This is a genomic window from Dietzia sp. DQ12-76 (assembly GCF_014145045.1).
In the GTDB taxonomy this organism is placed as follows: domain Bacteria; phylum Actinomycetota; class Actinomycetes; order Mycobacteriales; family Mycobacteriaceae; genus Dietzia.
Genome location: NZ_JAALDV010000420.1, coordinates 1 through 2,489 on the forward strand (window position 1 = coordinate 1; position 2,489 = coordinate 2,489).

Consider the following 2,489-nt stretch of genomic DNA (forward strand, 5'->3'; position numbering starts at 1 on the left):
CCTGCTGGTCGCCGGCCTGGTGGCGGCGATGCTGGTCTCGGGTGGCCTGGGCGGGTGGATAGGCGCGACGGTGGCCGGCGGGGGCGACGGCGCCAGGCTCGCCTCCCCGATCTCCGCCACGCAGCCCGAGGGACAGGCCCCGGACGGCACCGTCGAGTCCGTTGCCGACACGGTGCTGCCGAGCGTGGTCTCGATCGATGTCCGCGGACAGGCCGGGCGGGGTGAGGGATCCGGCGTGATCCTCACCCCGGACGGTCTGATCATCACCAACAACCACGTCATCGCGTTGGGTGCCGCCGGCGGCCAGATCGAGGTGCGCTTCCACGACGGGTCGAGGGCCCCGGCGACGATCGTCGGTACCGATCCGGCGACGGACATCGCCGTGATCAGGGCGGAGACCGACCGGTCGCTCACCCCGATCGCACTCGGGTCCTCCGCGACCCTCGACGAGGGCCAGGCCGTCGCCGCGGTGGGCTCTCCGCTCGGTCTGTCCGGCACCGTGACCACCGGCATCGTCTCCGCGCTCGACAGGCCGGTGCGCGCCGGCGGTGCGCAGTCCGACCAGAGCACGGTGATCGACGCCATCCAGACCGACGCCGCGGTCAACCCCGGCAACTCCGGTGGCGCGCTGGTCAACATGAACGGCGAACTGGTGGGCATCAACTCGGCCATCGCATCGCTGGGATCCGGGAACGCGGGATCCATCGGCCTGGGCTTCGCCATCCCGGTCGACCAGGCCCGGCGGATCGCGGATCAGCTGATCAAGCAGGGTTTCGCCACCCGTGCGGTTCTCGGGGTCACGGTGAGCGACCAGCGGGACATCAGCGGCGCGCTGGTGCGCACCACCGAGGCGGGGGGGCCCGCCGAGCAGGCGGGCATCGAGGAGGGGGCGGTGATCACCGGGGTCGGAGACCGGGTGATCGAGAGCGGCGACGCGTTGGTCGCCGCCATCCGCTCGAGGGCCCCCGGGGAGACGGTCTCCGTCACCTATGCTTCTCGTGTGGGCGATCAGCCGAGGACTGTCGACGTGGTACTGGGAGAGGCGAGATGAGCACGAGATTCGACCCGAGGTCTCTACCCGGTGGGCGCAGGCTCCAGACTGACGTGGACTTCGACCCCACGGCCACCGAGCCGGCGGACACCCCTATCGCCGGTCGCGCGATGGTCGTGGTGGTCACCGACCGGTTGGACGGCCGGGAGGACACGATCGGCCCGCTGGTCACCGAGTTGCTCGAGGAGGAGGGGTTCCTGGTGGGCGGCGTCGTGGGAGTGGCCGCCGACGAGGCCGAGGTCCGCAAGGCACTCGAGACCGCTGTGGTGGGCGGCTTCGACTTCGTGGTGACCGTCGGCGGCACCGGAGTCGGACCGCGGGACATCACCCCCGAGGTGACGGAGGAGATCCTCGACCAGCGACTGCCCGGCATCGCCGAGGCCGTCCGGTCGTCAGGCCTCACGGCCGGGGCCGTCGACTCGATCGTCTCCCGCGGTCTGGTCGGGGTGTCCGGGAGCACGGTGGTCGCCAACCTCGCGCCGAGCCGCGCCGCGATCCGTGACGGGATGGCGACGCTGTGCCCGCTGGTCTCGTACGTGGTGGCTCAGCTGTCCGCGATCGACGAGTGGTGACCGACCGGCGGGTCGAGGACGGCGGGCCGCAGGACGGCGCCGGGACAGACAGCGCCCGGATCGACGAGGTGTTCGGCGAGGTCCTGCCTCGGACCACATCCGACGAGGTCCGCGACGAGGACGGCCGGCTCGGCGACGACTGGTGGAGGGAGCAACGCCCTCCCCACCACGGGTGAGTTGCCCGGGTGCGGGGTCAGGACTCGCCGGACGGGTTCCGCGGGTCCGACGGATGGCTGAGCGGACGCCCTGCGAGCAGGTCGCGGATCTCCACCAGGAGGTCGTTGTCCGAGGCGGGGGCATCCACACCCTTGCGCTTGGCGGCGGCCTCCTTCAGCTTGTTCATCGGCCCCACCAGGACGAAGTAGATGACCGCGGCGATCAGCAGGAAGTTGATGATCGCGGTGAGCAGCAACCCGAAGTCCATCCGCGTCTCGGGGTTGTTGTCCAGTAGTTGGACGGCGAACCCGATCTCGCTGTTGCCACCCAACAGTGCGATCAGCGGGTTGATGATCGCGCTGGTGAAGGCGTCGACGATCGACGCGAACGCCGTGCCGATGACCACGGCGACCGCCAGGTCGATCACGTTGCCCTGCATGATGAAGTCTTTGAAGCCCTTGAGCATCCTGCACCCCTCCCTGGAGACGCGGCGTGGTCCACCACGTGTGCGTACGTTCGCGCCGATCTGAACCGCAGGGACGTTACCAGCACGATCCCTGCCGCGGTCACCCGTGCACCAGGATCGCCAGCGGTGTCCCGGCGGCGTGCGAGGCCACCCGGGCGGCGTCGGATTCAGGTACCTCGACGAGGATCGACCGGCTCCCGCCCCGGCCGGCCGGGGTGTCGGCGACGCGGGCGGCGCGCGCGAT

The 2,489-nt window shown here is 70.8% G+C and carries 4 protein-coding genes; 3 read left to right on the forward strand and 1 reads right to left on the reverse strand.

From position 1 onward, the window contains the following. The 3 genes from G6019_RS13775 to G6019_RS13785 form a co-directional block, all read left to right on the forward strand. A partial coding sequence (locus G6019_RS13775; protein ID WP_194305753.1) for a S1C family serine protease occupies nucleotides 1–1,051 on the forward strand: 1,051 nt, incomplete at its 5' end. Next, a complete protein-coding gene (locus tag G6019_RS13780) occupies nucleotides 1,048–1,623 on the forward strand; it encodes a MogA/MoaB family molybdenum cofactor biosynthesis protein (protein WP_107756970.1) in 576 nt (191 codons plus the stop codon). The genes G6019_RS13775 and G6019_RS13780, both read left to right, overlap by 4 nt. Next, nucleotides 1,620–1,799: a hypothetical protein gene (locus tag G6019_RS13785; RefSeq protein WP_107756969.1), complete on the forward strand. Its 180-nt coding sequence runs from the start codon at nucleotides 1,620–1,622 to the stop codon at nucleotides 1,797–1,799. Before G6019_RS13780 ends, G6019_RS13785 begins: the two co-directional genes overlap by 4 nt. Nucleotides 1,800–1,816: 17 nt before the next feature. On the opposite strand, the gene mscL is transcribed toward G6019_RS13785, so the two are convergent. After that, nucleotides 1,817–2,245 (reverse strand): large conductance mechanosensitive channel protein MscL, encoded by a 429-nt coding sequence (gene mscL, locus G6019_RS13790; protein WP_107756968.1) that lies wholly within the window; start codon nucleotides 2,243–2,245, stop codon nucleotides 1,817–1,819. Nucleotides 2,246–2,489 lie beyond the last annotated feature (244 nt).

Excerpts from the sequence above, each read along its gene's own strand:
- G6019_RS13780 (WP_107756970.1), top strand. The coding sequence starts at position 1,048 with ATGAGCACGAGATTCGACCCGAGGTCTCTACCCGGTGGGCGCAGGCTC.
- mscL (WP_107756968.1), bottom strand. The coding sequence starts at position 2,245 with ATGCTCAAGGGCTTCAAAGACTTCATCATGCAGGGCAACGTGATCGAC.